At 77.0% G+C, this 14,537-nt stretch carries 18 protein-coding genes; 8 read left to right on the top strand and 10 right to left on the bottom strand.

Features of this window, described 5'->3' with window-relative positions; genetic code table 11:
* Positions 1-52: 52 nt before the first annotated feature.
* Together ACI78Z_RS10385 and ACI78Z_RS10380 are read right to left on the bottom strand one after the other, a co-directional pair.
* A complete protein-coding gene (locus tag ACI78Z_RS10385; RefSeq protein ID WP_457036456.1) occupies positions 53-583 on the bottom strand; it encodes a DUF488 domain-containing protein in 531 nt (176 codons plus the stop codon).
* A gap of 24 nt (positions 584-607) precedes the next feature.
* Complete coding sequence (locus ACI78Z_RS10380) at positions 608-1,270, bottom strand: class I SAM-dependent methyltransferase (protein ID WP_457036455.1); 663 nt, start codon at positions 1,268-1,270, stop codon at positions 608-610.
* A gap of 9 nt (positions 1,271-1,279) precedes the next feature.
* On the opposite strand from ACI78Z_RS10380, the gene ACI78Z_RS10375 reads away from it, so the two are divergent.
* On the top strand, positions 1,280-2,536 hold the full coding sequence (locus ACI78Z_RS10375) for an MFS transporter (protein WP_457036454.1): 1,257 nt from the start codon (positions 1,280-1,282) through the stop codon (positions 2,534-2,536).
* A 52-nt stretch (positions 2,537-2,588) separates the two neighbouring features.
* Positions 2,589-3,026 carry a hypothetical protein gene (locus tag ACI78Z_RS10370; protein WP_457036453.1) on the top strand — a complete coding sequence of 146 codons (438 nt, stop codon included), beginning with the start codon at positions 2,589-2,591 and terminating at the stop codon, positions 3,024-3,026.
* A gap of 3 nt (positions 3,027-3,029) precedes the next feature.
* On the opposite strand, the gene ACI78Z_RS10365 is transcribed toward ACI78Z_RS10370, so the two are convergent.
* The 4 genes from ACI78Z_RS10365 to ACI78Z_RS10350 form a co-directional block, all read right to left on the bottom strand.
* On the bottom strand, positions 3,030-3,371 hold the full coding sequence (locus ACI78Z_RS10365) for a hypothetical protein (protein WP_457036452.1): 342 nt from the start codon (positions 3,369-3,371) through the stop codon (positions 3,030-3,032).
* Between the two features lie 108 nt (positions 3,372-3,479).
* Positions 3,480-4,295 carry an ABC transporter permease subunit gene (locus tag ACI78Z_RS10360; RefSeq protein WP_457036451.1) on the bottom strand — a complete coding sequence of 272 codons (816 nt, stop codon included), beginning with the start codon at positions 4,293-4,295 and terminating at the stop codon, positions 3,480-3,482.
* The gene (locus ACI78Z_RS10355; protein WP_457036450.1) at positions 4,292-5,209 is read right to left on the bottom strand and encodes an ABC transporter ATP-binding protein; all 918 of its coding nucleotides are present in this window, start codon (positions 5,207-5,209) and stop codon (positions 4,292-4,294) included. The genes ACI78Z_RS10360 and ACI78Z_RS10355 overlap by 4 nt, the downstream gene beginning before the upstream one ends.
* A gap of 203 nt (positions 5,210-5,412) precedes the next feature.
* Positions 5,413-6,489: an NAD(P)-binding domain-containing protein gene (locus tag ACI78Z_RS10350; protein ID WP_457036449.1), complete on the bottom strand. Its 1,077-nt coding sequence runs from the start codon at positions 6,487-6,489 to the stop codon at positions 5,413-5,415.
* A 155-nt stretch (positions 6,490-6,644) separates the two neighbouring features.
* On the opposite strand from ACI78Z_RS10350, the gene ACI78Z_RS10345 reads away from it, so the two are divergent.
* Complete coding sequence (locus tag ACI78Z_RS10345) at positions 6,645-7,265, top strand: hypothetical protein (RefSeq protein WP_457036448.1); 621 nt, start codon at positions 6,645-6,647, stop codon at positions 7,263-7,265.
* Between the two features lie 329 nt (positions 7,266-7,594).
* Here the strand turns inward: ACI78Z_RS10345 and ACI78Z_RS10340 are convergent, their stop codons facing one another.
* Positions 7,595-8,161, bottom strand: a complete 567-nt coding sequence (locus ACI78Z_RS10340; RefSeq protein ID WP_457036447.1) for a hypothetical protein — start codon at positions 8,159-8,161, stop codon at positions 7,595-7,597.
* A 254-nt stretch (positions 8,162-8,415) separates the two neighbouring features.
* On the opposite strand from ACI78Z_RS10340, the gene ACI78Z_RS10335 reads away from it, so the two are divergent.
* The 3 genes from ACI78Z_RS10335 (at position 8,416) to ACI78Z_RS10325 (ending at position 11,234) form a co-directional block, all read left to right on the top strand.
* Positions 8,416-8,937 carry a TetR/AcrR family transcriptional regulator gene (locus ACI78Z_RS10335; protein ID WP_457036446.1) on the top strand — a complete coding sequence of 174 codons (522 nt, stop codon included), beginning with the start codon at positions 8,416-8,418 and terminating at the stop codon, positions 8,935-8,937.
* 61 nt (positions 8,938-8,998) lie between these two features.
* Positions 8,999-9,385, top strand: a complete 387-nt coding sequence (locus tag ACI78Z_RS10330) for a DUF6394 family protein (protein WP_457036445.1) — start codon at positions 8,999-9,001, stop codon at positions 9,383-9,385.
* 13 nt (positions 9,386-9,398) lie between these two features.
* Positions 9,399-11,234, top strand: coding sequence for a potassium channel family protein (locus ACI78Z_RS10325; protein ID WP_457036444.1), 1,836 nt, complete (start codon positions 9,399-9,401; stop codon positions 11,232-11,234).
* Positions 11,235-11,243: 9 nt separating this feature from the next.
* On the opposite strand, the gene ACI78Z_RS10320 is transcribed toward ACI78Z_RS10325, so the two are convergent.
* Positions 11,244-12,209, bottom strand: a complete 966-nt coding sequence (locus tag ACI78Z_RS10320) for an aldo/keto reductase (protein WP_457036443.1) — start codon at positions 12,207-12,209, stop codon at positions 11,244-11,246.
* Positions 12,210-12,378: 169 nt separating this feature from the next.
* Here ACI78Z_RS10320 and ACI78Z_RS10315 point away from each other — a divergent pair, with 169 nt between their 5' ends.
* Positions 12,379-12,561 carry a hypothetical protein gene (locus ACI78Z_RS10315; protein ID WP_457036442.1) on the top strand — a complete coding sequence of 61 codons (183 nt, stop codon included), beginning with the start codon at positions 12,379-12,381 and terminating at the stop codon, positions 12,559-12,561.
* A complete protein-coding gene (locus ACI78Z_RS10310) occupies positions 12,558-13,274 on the top strand; it encodes a hypothetical protein (RefSeq protein WP_457036441.1) in 717 nt (238 codons plus the stop codon). The genes ACI78Z_RS10315 and ACI78Z_RS10310 overlap by 4 nt, the downstream gene beginning before the upstream one ends.
* Here the strand turns inward: ACI78Z_RS10310 and ACI78Z_RS10305 are convergent.
* Both ACI78Z_RS10305 and ACI78Z_RS10300 read right to left on the bottom strand, forming a co-directional pair.
* On the bottom strand, positions 13,259-13,672 hold the full coding sequence (locus ACI78Z_RS10305; protein ID WP_457036440.1) for a VOC family protein: 414 nt from the start codon (positions 13,670-13,672) through the stop codon (positions 13,259-13,261). The two genes, ACI78Z_RS10310 and ACI78Z_RS10305, sit on opposite strands and share 16 nt — an antisense overlap.
* Positions 13,669-14,496 (bottom strand): helix-turn-helix domain-containing protein, encoded by an 828-nt coding sequence (locus ACI78Z_RS10300; RefSeq protein ID WP_457036439.1) that lies wholly within the window; start codon positions 14,494-14,496, stop codon positions 13,669-13,671. Before ACI78Z_RS10300 ends, ACI78Z_RS10305 begins: the two co-directional genes overlap by 4 nt.
* Between the last annotated feature and the right edge of the window lie 41 nt (positions 14,497-14,537).

Below are 14,537 nucleotides of genomic sequence, written 5' to 3'. Positions count from 1 at the left end.
GCTGCCCCACCGGTCCGGTGGGGCAGCCGCGCGTCGGCGTCCCGGGCGCCGGTCAGCCCGGGGCCGGCCAGTGCACGAGGCCGTCGCGCGCGAGCACCGCGCCCTCGGACGGGCGGTGCCCGGTGAGCCGGCCGTCGGGCATGAGGTGGTGCACCGGCACCCCGCGGCCGAGGACGGCGACGTCGGCGGCCAGCCGCCGGTGGCAGCGCCACCACACGCTCTCGCTGCACATCACCGCCACGGTCGCCGTCGCCGCCTCGGCCAGCAGCTCGTCGAGCGCCGCGGCGAACTCCGGCGTCCGGGTGTGGGCGGCGTAGGCGGCGAACTGGGCGACGGTCCACCAGCCGTCGGCCACCGGCTCGTCCGGCGGGAGCCGGCGGCGCCCGCCCAGCCGCGCGTCCCACCGGTAGCCGACGCCGGCCGCGGGCAGCCAGTCGGCGAGCGCCTCCCGCCGGACGTCGGGGTTGCTGCGGCTGCCCGGGAACCGGCGGACGTCGACGACCAGCCCGACCCCGGCCGCGGTCAGCCGGGCGCCGAGGCGGGTGCGGTCCTCGGGCCCGTGGCCGACGGTGAGCAGCGGCACGCGCCCTGCCTACCCCGCCCGCGGTCAGCCGGGCCGGCGGGCGAGGCCCAGCACGTGCGGCGTGGCCGGGAGGGTCAGCCGGGAGTCCGGGAACCGCAGCCGGCGCAGCGCGGTGACCTCGAAGCCGGCCCGCTCGACGAGGCCGACCGGGTCGACGGCGGTGTGGCAGCCCCCGGCCAGCAGCGGCCACACCGTCGCGTCGGCGAGGCGCTGCACCGCCCGCAGCCGGCGGGTCGGGCCGAGGCCGTGCTCGAGGAAGGCCAGGGTCCCGCCGGGCCGGAGCACCCGGGTGATCTCGGCCAGCGCCGCGGGGCGGTCGGGCAGCGAGCACAGCACCAGGCACAGCACCGCGGCGTCGGCACCGGCATCGGGCACGGGCAGCGCCTCGGCCGTGCCGGCGACCACGGTGACCGGCACGGGTGCCGCGGCCGCGGCCCGCGTCGCCAGGTCCCGGAGGTACGGCTCCGGCTCGACCGCGGTCACCCGGGTCACCGCGGCCGGGTAGCGCGGGAAGTTGCGGCCGTTGCCGCAGCCGATCTCCACCACCGACCCGGACAGCGGGGCGAGCAGCTCGGTGCGCAGCGCGGCGAGGCCCTCGGCGTCCATCCCCTCGCTGATCCGCGCGTAGAGGCGGCCGAACACCGGCCGGGGACGGTCCGTCGACGGGGCGGGCTGGGGAGGGGACACCCCAGGATCGTGCACCGGCGCGCGGCCGCCGCACACCTGCCTCGGTGCCGGCCCGCCCGGCGGGTCATGCTGGTCGGCCGGGCGACGGTGCCGGTCGAGGGGAGCGGTGTGGGGCGGGGGACGACGGAGGGCCGGACGTCGCTGTGGCGGCTGCCGACGATGCGGGCGCTGGTCGGCGTGACGGTGCTCGGCTTCACCAGCTTCAGCCTGACGCTGGCCTCGCTGCCCGCCCACGCCGCCGCCGGAGGCGCCGCCCCGGAGGCGGCGGGCGTGGTGACCGCGGTCTTCCTCGCCGTCACCGTCGCCGGACAGTCGGTCGTGCCGGCGCTGACGACCCGCTTCGGCCCGGGGCCGGTGCTCGCCGCGGGGCTGGTGGCCCTGGGCGCGCCCTCGCCGCTCTACGCGGTCGACGACGGGCTGCTGTGGCTCTCGGCGGTCTCCGCAGTCCGCGGCGCCGGGTTCGCGGTGCTCACCGTGCTGGGCGCGACGCTGACCGCGGCGGTGGCCCCCGCGGACCGGCGCGGCGAGGCGATCGGCGTCTACGGGCTGGCGATCGCGGTGCCCAACCTGGTCGCCGTCCCGGCCGGCGTGGCCCTGGTGCTCGACGGGCACGTCGCCTGGCTGGCCTGGCTGGCCGCCTCGCCGGTGCTCGCGGTGCCGTTGGTCCGCGGCGTCGTCCGGAGTGCGCGCCCGGCCCGGTCGGGCGCGCCGTCGTCCTCCCGTGCCGCGGCGCGCGCCGCGCTCGCGCCGTCGGCGGTGCTGCTGGTGGTGACCCTCGCCGGCGGCGGGCTGGTGACCTTCCTGCCGATCGAGCGGCCCGACGGCGTCCTGGCGACGGCGGCGCTGCTCGTCTTCGGGCTCACCGCGGCGCTCGGCCGCTGGCGGGCCGGGGTGCTCGCCGACCGGGCGGGCACCCGGCTGCTGCTGCCGCTGGCCCTGCTCGGCTCGGCGGCCGGGCTGGTGGCCGTCGCGCTCGGCCTGGGCGCCGGGGCGGGGTGGGTGCTCGCAGGTGCCGCGGTCTTCGGCGCGGGCTACGGGGTGGTGCAGAACCTGACGCTGGTGACCGCCTTCGCCCGCGCCGGCGAGGGCGGGACCACCGCCGCGAGCGCGATGTGGAACGCCTCGTTCGACGCCGGCACGGCCGCCGGCGCGCTGGTGCTCGGGCTCGTCGCGGCCGGCGTCGGCCTGCCGTGGACCTACGTCCTGGTGGCCGGGGTGCTGCTGCTCACCCTGCCGCTGGCGCGGGTGGCGGTCCGTCCGGCCTGACCGGGGGCGCAGGCCCCTGCCCACCCCGGCGGACCGGGTGTAGACGTCAGCGATGAGCGATCCCGAGGTCCTCGACCTCTTCCGCCGCGCGGTGGCCGACGACGACCCGGTCGCCATGCGCGCGGGCCTCGACCGGGTGCTCGGCCTCACGTCGGGGACCGGGTTGTCGGCCGAGGAGGAGTACCGGGTCCGGCACCCGGACTACGTGATGGAGATGCCGCAGTCGGGTGAGCGCATCCGCGGACGCGAGGCGATGCGGGCGATGCAGGAGGCGTTCCCCAGCCCGCCGCGGCTCACCGTGCGGCGTGTGGTCGGCGCCGGGCGGGTGTGGGTCCTCGAGGGCGTCAACGACTACGGCGACGACGTCTGGCACGTCGCGCTCGTGCTGGAGTTCGACGACGACGGCCGGATCGTCCGCGACACCCGGTACTACGCGCAGCCGGTCGAGCCGCCCGCCTGGCGGGCCCCCTGGGTGGAGCCGATCGGCTGATCCTCAGCCGGCGGCGCGCGCGGCGGCCTCGCGCAGCTCCCGGAGGAAGAGGACCTCCTCGCCGGACCGGCGCAGCCACGTGCGCAACCCCTCCGGGTCGCCGCGGTGGGCGTCGCGCAGCTGTCCCAGGTTCAGCTGCCGGGTGCTGGCCTGCGCGCGCTGGGCCGGTGGGAGCCGGCGTCCCTCGGCGCGGGCGAGCGCGGTGAGGCCGGCGCCGACGAACACGAGGTCGCGGATCTCGGGGATGCCGGCGAGGAGCTCATCGGCCCCGGCGGCGTCGTCGGCGGAGAGCCGGCGGACCAGCTCGTCGGCGGTCCGGCGACCAGCGGCGTGGGGATCGGTCACGGGGGTCACAGTGCCATCTCCGCTCCGGACCGCGCTGCGGGCGGGTTCGGCGCCCTGCGGGTGCGATCGCACCCGCAGGGCGCGGAGAACGCCGGCAGAGCACCCGCCTCACGCGTCGCGGCGGGTGAACACCACGGCGGCGACCGCGAGGACGGCGGCGACCTCGGCGACGAACACCGCGAAGCCCACCCAGGGGTCGAGCAGCAGCGGGTTGAACGACTCCGGCGTCGCGACGGCCGACCCGGCGTTGCCCGGCATCAGCTTGGTCGCCCACTCGCCCCACGCGCCCGGCAGCACCATCACCAGGTTGCCGACGACGAAGACCAGGCCCAGCACGATCGCCAGCGCCGCCGCGGTGTGCTGCACGAGCAGGCCGACGGCGGCGGCGAACAGCCCGAGCCCGGCCATGTACAGCCCGCTGCCGAGGATCGACCGCAGCACGCCGTCGTCGGTGAGGGCGAGGCCGATGCCCTCACGGTCGAGGAACCAGTTGCCGCCGAGGTAGCCGGCCAGCGCGGTCAGCGTGCCCGCGACGAACAGCGTCCCGGCGAGGACGGCGGCCTTGGCCGCGAGCACCGCGCCGCGCCGCGGGGTGGCCGCGAGCGTCGCGCGGATCATCCCGGTCCCGTACTCGCTGGTGACCACCAGGGCACCCAGGACGACCGCGGTGACCTGGGCGAACACGATGCCCCAGGTGACGAAGGCGCCGACCGGCTCGCCGACGTCCCCCCGGGCCAGGGCCTCGGCGCTGAGCGCGCACACCAGGGTGGTGAGGCCGGCGCCCAGGACGAACATCGCCCCGAGCGACCAGGGGGTGGAGCGGACGGTCCAGAACTTCACCCACTCGGCGCGCAGCGTCGCGGTGGGCCCGGGCGGCGCCGGGGTCTCGATGCGGGTCCAGGCGTGCGTGCCCACGGTGCTCATCGGGAGGCTCCTGCGGGGGTCGCGGCGTACTCGACGCTGTCGGCGGTCAGGGTCATGAAGGCGTCCTCGAGGGAGGAGCGCACCAGGGTCAGCTCGTGCAGCAGCAGGCCGGACCGGCCGACCAGCTCCCCGACCGCGGCGGCGTCGAGACCGTGCACCCGCAGCTCCCCGCCGTGCGCGGCGACGTCCAGCCCCTCGCGGCGCAGCAGGGTGGCGACCTGGTCGTGCTGCGGGCTTCGGACCCGCACGTGGGAGGCGGCGTGCCGCGCGACGAACTCCGCCGTGGCGCAGTCGGCGAGCACCCGCCCGCGGCCGATGACCACCAGGTGGTCGGCGGTCAGTGCCATCTCGCTCATCAGGTGGCTGGAGACGAACACCGTGCGGCCCTCGGCGGCCAGGTCGCGGGCCAGGGTGCGCACCCAGCGGATGCCCTCGGGGTCCAGGCCGTTGACCGGCTCGTCGAGGACGACGACCGGCGGGTCGCCCAGCAGCGCGGCCGCGATGCCCAGCCGCTGGCCCATGCCGAGGGAGAACCGGCCGACCCGCTGCCCGGCCACCGACGTCAGGCCGACCAGGTCGAGCACCTCGTCGACGCGGGTGCGCGGGATGCCGTTGCTGGCCGCCATCCAGCGCAGGTGGTCGCGCGCCGAGCGGCCCGGGTGCAGGGCGCGGGCCTCCAGCAGCGCGCCGACCTCGCGCAGCGGCGCGGGGTAGTCGGCGTAGCGGCGGCCGTTGACGGTGACGCTGCCGGACGTGGGCCGGTCCAGCCCGAGCACCATCCGCATCGTCGTCGACTTGCCGGCGCCGTTGGGGCCGAGGAAGCCGGTCACCCGGCCGGGCTCGACGGTGAAGTCGATGCCGTCGACCGCGGTGCGGTCGCCGTAGGTCTTGGTGAGGCGGTGCGCGGCGATCACGGGGTCACCGGGCCGCGAGAGGTCGGGGAGGTCATGGCGTCGAGGCTGTCGGCCGCCGGCGCCCGCGGGTATCCGGGAACGCCCTGGACCGACCCTGAACGGTCCCCGAGCTCCCCCCACCACGTCGAGATCGCGCGACCTCGCACGCTGCGAGCCGCGGATCCGTACGAGATCGCGTGAAGTCGGCGGGCCGGATGGGGCCGCTACGCCGTCCGCGGCAGGGCGGCCCCGGGGTGCAGCAGCCGGCGCAGCGCAACCGCGGCCTCGCGCCCGGCCCGGTTGGCGCCGACCGTGCTCGCCGAGGGGCCGTAGCCGACCAGGTGCACCCTCGGCTCACCGGCCACGTGCGTGCCCGCCATCCGGATGCCGCCGCCCGGTCCGCGCAGGCCCAGCGGCGCCAGGTGCCCCAGCGCCGCCCGGAAGCCGGTGGCCCACAGGACGGCGTCGGCGCGGACGAACCGGCCGTCGTCCCACGCCACGCCGTCCGGGGTGAGGCGGTCGAACACCGGCAGCCGGTCGAGGACGCCGCGCTCCCGCGCCGCCCGCACCCACGGCGTGACGACCAGCCCGGTGACGCCGACGACGCTGCCCGGGGACCGGCCCGCGCGGACGGCGTCCTCGACCAGCGCGACCGCCGCCCGGCCCTCGTGCGGCCCGAACGGCTCCTCGCGCCAGACCGGCGGGCGCCGGGTCACCCAGGTGGTGTCGGCGACCTCGGCGATCTCCCCGAGCAGCTGCACCGCCGAGGCCCCGCCGCCCACCACGACCACCGACTGCCCGGCGAACTCCGCGGCGCCCCGGTAGTCGACCGGGGTGAGCTGGCGGCCGCGGAAGAGCTCCTGTCCCGGGTAGCGCGGCACGAACGGGCGGGTCCAGGTGCCGGTGGCGTTGACGACGGCGTCCGCGGTCCGGTCGCCGTCGGTCGTCTCGACGCGGAACCGGTCGTCGGGGGTGCGGCGGACGGCGAGCACCCGGACCGGCCGGTGCACCGGCAGCGCGAAGTGCCGCTCGTAGTCGGCGAAGTAGGCGGGGACCGCCGCGGCCGCGGGGACGTCGTCCCCCGCCGGCGGGAACGGCAGGCCGGGCAGGTCGTGCACGTGGTGGGTGCGGGCCAGGGTCAGCGACGGCCACCGGTGCTGCCAGGCGCCACCGGCGGAGGCCTCGCCGTCCAGGACGACGAAGCCGCGACCGGGCGCGAACCCCTGCCGCGCCAGGTGGTGCGCCGCGCTCAGCCCGGCCTGCCCCGCGCCGATGACGACGACCTCGACGTCCCTGTCCACGCGCCGCACAACCGCGCGCGGGTCGCGTCACTTCCGGCGCCGCGATCTTGCGGGTTCCTTGCGGTTCCCGGGCGGGGAGCCTGCGGTTCGGTCAGCAGAGTCCTCCCTGTCACCACGACGACCGTCACCACGACGACCGGCACCGAGGAGAGACCGTGACCGCCACTGCCGCAGGACAGCCCCGCCGCACGCGGGCGCGGATCGCCGCGTCGGTCGTCGTCCTCGGGGCCGCCGCCGGCGTCGCCGGGCTCGGCACCTACGGCACGTTCACCGACAGCACCACGCCGGTGATCAGCCGGACCGACACCGGGGTGCTGTCCATCGCGCTCACCGAGGCCGCGCACACCGCCACGCTGTCGCTGTTCGACCAGGGCGTGTTCCTGGCCGGCGACGGGGAGAGCTCGCCGATCGACCTGGTCAACGACGGGACGGCGGCGCTGTCGGAGCTGCGGCTGGGCTCGGTGGCCACGGACTCCAGCGTGCTCGACACCGACCGGGTCAACGGCCTGCAGCTGGCGGTGGACTCCTGCTCCGAGGCGTGGGCGCCCGTGGACGGCGACTGGGTCTGCGGTGGGACGACCACGCGCCACTACGCCGGGCCGATCGTCGCCGACGTCGTGCTGCCGAACGCGGCGTCCCTGGCGCCGGGCGGCACCGACCACCTGCTGCTGACCGCCGGCCTGCCGGCGACGACGACCGCCGACCTGGTCGAGGGCGCCACCAGCGAACTGGACTTCGTCGTCAGCGCCGCGCAGCGCGCCGGCGAGTCGCGGTGAGCCGGCCCTGCGGGGCCTGACAGGCAGCCGGCGTCTCCATCGCACGGGGGGACGGAGCCGCCGGCCGGTTCGACCGGCGGCGTCGTGGGGGACGACGCCGCCGGGCAGGACGACCGGCACCGCCGTGGGGGACGGCGGTGCCGGCCGGAACGGGGGACGACCGGGGCACCGGGGGGAACGGTGCACCGGCCGGGCCGGGGACGCCTTGGGGAACGGCGCGACCGGTGGCACGACGACCGGGGGACGCCGTGGGGGACGGCGGCCCGGGTCGAGGGGGACGCACGGGGCCGGCCGCGGGGGACCGCGACCGGCCCCGCCGCGTCGCTCACTCAGGCGGTGCGGCCCTCGGGAGCCAGGCCTGCGACCAGGTGGTCGACCAGCTCGTCGAGGTCGACCGGGCACCGCGGGTTGGCCGCGCGCAGCCGGTCCAGCGCCAGCCCGCGGAGGATCCAGTTGAGCGTGTGCACCCGCGTCGCGGCGACCCGCCCGTCGGCCACGGCGCCGGCCAGCAGCGTCCCCACCGCCTGGGCCAGGGGACGGTCGAAGGCCCGGACGACGGCGCGCTTGATCCGCGGGTCCCACTCGGCGGCGCTGAGCACGGCGGAGACCGCCAGCTCGTCGCGGCGCCGGCGGGCCAGCCACGGCCGCAGCAGCGCGACCAGGTCCGCGCGCAGGTCCCCGGTCGGCTCCGGCGGCGGGAAGACCCGCACCTGCTCCAGGGCGGTGGCCACCACCTCAACGAGGTCGGCCTCCTCCAGCAGCGCTCCGGCGGGACCGGCGCGGACCCGGACGTCGGCCACCGTGAGCCCGTCGTAGCCGACCTCGCTGAGGGCGTCGAGGGCGGCGGACAGGACCCGCCGGGAGCTCGGCGAGGCCCAGTCGAAGCGTCGTTCCATCGTCCTCCTCGCCCGGGTGCTCCCGGCGTGCGCGGTGTCCGGCGACCGTAGGCCGACGTGCGCGGAACGTGCAGGTTCCACTGCGCACAGTCCCTCCGAGGGAGGCGGGAGCTCCGTCCTGCGCCGTACCGCACCACGGGTTACGTTCGCTCGGTGACACAGTGTTACGAAACCGTCCAGCCCGTCCACTCGAGCCGCACCGGACCGGGGGGCGCCGGCTGGACGCCGCCCGTGACGCGGCCATCGCCTCGGCCGTGGTCGAGGTCCTCGGCCGCACGGGCTACGCGGGGCTGACGATGGACGCCGTCGCCATGGCCGCGGGGGTCGGCAAGGCGACGATCTACCGGCGCTGGTCGAGCAAGGCCGAGCTGCTGCTCAGCGTCATGGACGTCGTGGGCGCCCCGGTGCTGGAGGTCCCCGACACCGGCCGCCTGCGGGAGGACCTGATCGCCGTCCTGACCGAGGTCGTCGAGCTCTTCGGCGGTCCCTCGGGGCGGGCGATCCGCAGCCTGCTCGGCGCCGTCATCGACGACCCGGTGCTGCAGGAGGGCTGCCGCCGCCTCCCGCTGGCCAACTGGGACGGGGCCTGGGAGACCGTCGTCGGCCGCGCGGTGGAGCGCGGCGAGATCCCTCCCGGCGCGGGCCGCTCGGTCGCCGCCGAGGTCGGCCCGGCGGTGCTGGCGCTGCGCTGGCTGGTCACCGGCCGCACGTTGGACGCCGCCGTCGTCACCGAGCTCGTCGACGCCGTGGTGCTGCCGCTGCTGCGCCGTCGGTAGCGCGGGAGGTCCGGGACGGGGATGCTCACTCCTCGTCGCGTCGGTGTCGGAGGGGGTCCGGGTGAACCTGGAGAAGGTGGTCTTCGGGTTCTTCGTCCTGCTCGCCGCCACGCTGAACTTCGGCTTCTTCCTCGGCGACATGCGCGACCCCGACCTGCACAACCCCTACGAGCTCTTCGCCGCGGTCGTGGTCAACCTCATCGCCCTGGTGCTGAAGTTCGGCGACCGCACCCAGATCGGGGCCGTGCACCTGGCGACCAGCATCGTCGCGGTCCTGCAGCTGGTCGGGGCGGCCCTCATGTACGGCTACGCCGAGTACGTCTCGTCGGCCGGCATGACCGAGGGCTGGACGGCGAGCGTCGTGTCCCTGTCCGGGGGCGCGCTGCTGGCCAACCTCGTCTCCGTCGTCCTGCTCGTGATCGAGACCGTCTCCTTCCACCGCGGGTGAGCCGGAGGCCGCCGTGGGCAATCCCCTGCTGACGTTCTGGGCGCGCCGCAACCGGCGCGAGGAGGAGGAGCGGCGGGCCCGCCGCGCCCGGCTGCTGGCGGCCGCCGCGTCGGCCAACCGGGCCTCCGAGACGGTCTTCCTGGTCCTGCGCCGGATGCGGGCGCCGCTGATCGTGCTGATCGGGATCTTCTCGATCAGCGTGGTGGGCCTGACGGTGATCCCCGGCCAGGACGCCGAGGGCCGGCCGTGGGACATGGGCTTCTTCGACGCCATCTACGTCATGAGCTACACGGCGACGACGATCGGCTTCGGCGAGATCCCCTACCCGTTCACCTACAACCAGCGCATGTGGCTGACCATCTCGATCTACCTCACGGTGGTCGGCTGGGCCTACGCGATCGGCTCGCTGCTCGGCCTGCTGCAGGACCGGGCGTTCCGCTCCGCGCTGGCGCTGCAGCAGTTCACCCGCAAGGTGGCCCGGCTGTCCGAGCCGTTCGTCCTGATCGCGGGCTACGGGCGCGCCGGCGAGCTGCTCGGGCACTCGATGGACGCCCTGGGCCGCCGGGTCGTCGTCCTGGACCGGAACCCCGAGCGGATCGACGGTCTGGAGCTCGAGTCCTACCACGGCGACGTCCCCGGGCTCGCCGCCGACGCCCGAGACCCCGGGCACCTCGGCGTCGCGGGCCTGGACCACCCGTGCTGCGAGGCCGTCGTCGCGCTCACCGACGACGACGAGGCCAACCTCGCCGTCGTCATGACCACCGCGCTGCTGCGTCCCGACATCCCGGTCATCGCCCGGGCGACGACCGACGTCATGGCCGAGCGGATGCGGGTCTTCGGCTCGCCGAGCGTGGTCAACCCGTTCGACCTGTTCGGCGACCACGTGCAGCTCGCGCTGCGGGCACCGGCGTCCTACCAGCTGCTCACCTGGCTCGAGAGCGGGCCCGGCGCCCCGCTGCCCCACCGGGCCTCGCCACCGCGCGGCGGCCGCTGGGTCGTGTGCGGCTACGGCCGGCTCGGCCGCGAGCTCACCGAGGACCTGCGCGCCGAGGGCATCGACGTGACCGTCATCGACCCGAGCCCGCACGACGACGTGGACGACGTCGTCGTGGCCGGCGGCTACGAGGCCGGCGTGCTGGCGGCGGTGGGGCTCGAGGAGGCCGTGGGCTTCGTGGCCGGGACCGACAACGACATCACCAACCTCTCGCTGGTGGAGACCGCCCGCCGGATCAACCCGACCCTGTTCCTCGCCGCCCGTCAGAACGTGCCGTCGAGCGCGCCGCTGTTCGCCGCGATGGAGCTCGACGCGCTCCTCGTCCCGACCGAGGAGATCGCGCACGAGGTCTACGCGCAGCTGTCGACCCCGCTGCTGTGGCGCTTCCTGCGGGAGATGCCGGCGCTCGGGGACGAGTGGGCCGCGGAGCTGGTCGACCGGCTCACCGCCCTGTGCGGGGAACACCTGCAGGCGCTGTGGAAGGTGCGGCTCACCGATCGGGAGGCCCCGGCCCTGACACCGTGGCTGGCCTCGGGGGAGGCCCGGCTCGGCGACCTGCTGCGCAACCCGGAGGACCGCGACGAGTGCCTCCACGCCGTGCCGCTGCTCCTGCTCCGCAGGAACGGCGCCACGCTGGCACCGGGACCCGACGTCGTGCTGGCCGCCGGGGACGAGCTCCTGCTGGCCGGCTGGCCGGCCGCCCGGCGGGCGCTGGAGCGCACCCTGATCGTCGACGCGGTCCGCGCGTACGTGGTCAGCGGCCGCCGGGTGCCGTCGAGCTGGCTCTGGCGGAAGGTCCGGGGCACCCCGACGCCGCGCGAGCAGACCCGACCCCCCGCACGCACGCCGTCCTGACCGGCGGGGTCAGTGCCAGGGCAGCCGGCTGCGCCGGCCCCAGTACTCGGCCGCGGACTCGGGGACGACGAGGTCGGCGACGTCCGGTCCCAGGGCCAGCTCGGTCGCCCGCACGTTCGAGGCGAGCTGGGACACGGTCACCGCCCCGCTCAGCACGACGTCGGCCCACGGTTGCGCCAGCGCCGCGGCGAGGGCCACGGTGGCCACGCCGACCCGCTCCTCGTGGGCGACCGGTTCCAGCCCGGTGGTCTCGGGCGACCCCGGAGCGGTGAGGCGCCCGTTCGCCAGCGCCTCCTTGACGACGACCCGCGCTCCGGCGGCGTGCGCCTCGGCCAGGGCCTCGCCGGCCGACCGCTCGAGGAGGTTCCACGTCGTCTGGACGCTGGTGAACAGGGGCTGACCGTCCACGGTCAGCCCCAGACCCCGGCGGACGGCGTCGGCCTGCTCCGGTCCTGAGGTCGAGAAGCCGAGCTCCAGGCCGCCGGCCCGCACCTCGGCCAGCGCGGCGAGCAGCGCCCGGTCAGCCCACAGCGGGCTGTCGGCCGTGAGCGAGTGGACCTGGTAGAGCCGCAGCCAGGGGCCGAGCAGCTCCCGGGTCTCCGCCCACTGGCGCTCGAACGCCTGCCGGCTGTGGTCCTCCACCTCGTGGTGATCGGTGTCGGTCCGCCACCCGGCGGTGTAGCGGTAGCCCCACTTGCTCGCCACGAACGGCCGGGCGGCGGAACCGCGCAGCCACGACGCCACGAAGTGCTCGGCCCTGCCGTAGGACCGGGCGGCGTCGACGTACCGGATCCCGGCGGACGTGGCGGCGTCGAGCAGTGCGTGTGCCCGCTCCTCCAGCGCCGCGGGCGACCGGTGGGCGGGCAGGTCGGCGTCCCGGCCCAGCGTGATGTAGCCGGGCCGGCCGACGGCGGCGAGCCCCAGCCCGAGCCGCGCGGCCCCCGACCGGCCACCCGGCGACGACTGCAGTGGCATGGTCGACCTCCGGGTGGCGCTCGGCTTCCCTCGGGACGCCAGCCGAGCGGGGGAGGAGGAGCCGCCGGACGGCGCGACGTCCGGCCGCCGCGGGGTGCCCCACGGCCGCGCCTCCGGTGCTTGACTGGGACCATCGGGAAGGCCGACCCGCACGGGCGAGGAGCCGTCGATGGACACGCCGACCGCACCGCTGACACCCCGGACCGTCCCGGCCGCCCGGCCCTGCGTGGCCGGCGACATCGGCCCCGAACGCCGGGAGATCGAGTGCGAGCCGCTGGCCGAGCCGGCGCCGGCCGCACCGAGCCCGGCGCCCGAACCGGTCCCGGCCGCACCCGCCCCCGCACCGGCGTGACCCTCCCGGCCGACCCCGCCGCGGACCCGCCGGCGCTGGTCCCGGGGGAGCTGCGCGGCTACCGGAGGTTCCGCCTGGCCGAGGACGGGCTGCGCCCGCCGGTGCACGTCGCCGCCGGTCCGTGGAGCTGGCCGGTCGAGCACGCCCAGTGCACGGTGGACGACGAGCACCGGCCGCCGGCGCGCGGCTGCACCTGCGGCCTCTACGGCTGGTACCACCCCAGCCACACCGGCCTGGGGACCGGCTGGGGGGACGTGACGGCGGTGGTCGCGGCCCGCGGCCGGATCGTGCTGGGCGACACCGGGTTCCGCGCCGCCGCGGCCCGCGTCCAGGCCGTCAGCCTGCCCCGCCGCGTCCGCCTCTCCGCGCGCCGCCGGCGCCGGTGCGAGCGGGTGCTGGCCGAGCGGTACCCCGGGGTGCTCGTCTACCGGTCCCGGCGGCGCATGCTGCGCCGGCACCCGCCCGAGGACCTGTCGGCCCTGGGCATCGCCGTCCGCCCCAGCCGCGCGCCCCGCTACCGCTGGGCGGCGCTGGCCGTGTGGCTGGCCGGCGTCGCGGCGCTGTGCTCGGTGGCCGTGGTCCCGCGCCCGGTGCTCGTCGGGATCACGCCCGCCGGGTGGCTCGGTGCGCTCGCCTGTTTCGTCCTGTGGCAGGTGGCGCTGGGCTGGCTGGTGTCCCGGGCGTCCCCGTTGCCCGGTCAGGCGCCGCGGTAGGTGCCGACCGTCCAGAGGTTGCCGTCGGCGTCGCGGACGCCGAACTCGTGGGAGCCGTAGTCGGTGTCGTGCAGCTCCTGCAGCACCTCGACCCCGGGCAGGCCGCGGACGCGCTCCCAGGCGACGTCGACGGTGGCCGGCTCGGCCGCGACGACGTAGACCCCCTGCGGGCCGAGGGCGCCCCAGTCGCCGGGCTTGCCGCGGCTGCCGAACATGACGCCGCCGCCGTCCGGCCAGCGGGCCTCGGCGTGCGCGACGGTGCCGTCGTCGTCGCGGTAGCAGGCGGTGACGGTGAAGCCGAGCCCCTCGGTGAGGAGGCGGATGCCGGCGTCGACGTCGGTGAAGCCGACGCTCGGCCACACGGTGGGCGCGGGGGCGGTGGTCGTCGGAGGAGTCATGACCCGGAGCCTCCCGCGACCGGGGCGCCGGTGTCTTGGACGAACGGGAGCTCCTCGCGCAGCCACGTGCTGACGCTGCACCCGGCCAGCGCCCGCCACTCCCGGGCCAGGTGCGGCTGGTCGGCGTAGCCGCACCGGGCGGCGACCTCGGCCAGCGACGGGCGGCCCGGGTCGGCCAGCAGCCGCCGGGTGGCCTCGAAGCGGGCGATCCGCGCCGCCTGCTTGGGCGTGAGCCCGGTGGCGAGCCGGAACCGCTCGCCCAGGTGCCGCCGGCTCCAGCCGACGTGCGCGGCGAGGTCCTCGACCCGGCAGCGGCCGGCGCTGCGGTGCACCAGCCGCCAGGCCTCCCGCACCTCCGGCGGTACGGGGGCGACCCCGCCGGAGAGCCGGCCGAGCAGGGCCGCGTCGAGCCGGGCGAAGCGCTCCGTCCAGCCGCCGGCCGCCGCCAGGTCGTCGACGAGCCGGTCCGCCGCCGGGCCGATCACGTCGGCCAGGTCGACCGACCGCTCGGCGAGCTCGGCGGCGGGCAGCCCGAGGAGGGCGCTCGCCGCCAGCGGGGAGAGGGCGTACTGCAGGCCGTCCTGGGGGCGGGTGGCGTCGATGAGCGCCGCCCGGGTGTGCAGACCGCCGACCACGGCGTGGGCGGCCACCGCGGTCCCGGTGCCGCTGACCCGCAGCGGTGCGGCCAGCTCCACGACCAGCGTGAGGTGGCGCGAGGGCAACCCCCGGTGCAGCCCCGCCGGCATGGCGGGGGAGCGGTAGCCGTGCGCCGCCGCGACGAACGGGCGCAGCGGGGCCGGGACGGCGTGGCGCACGAGGGACACGGGTCGGACCTCCTCCCGCTCGCGGGCCGGGGAGCCATCCT

The sequence above is a fragment of the Geodermatophilus sp. SYSU D01176 genome (genome assembly GCF_054050015.1).
Note: the sequence above shows the minus strand (reverse complement) of the source record. Positions and strands in the feature narration are given on the sequence as shown.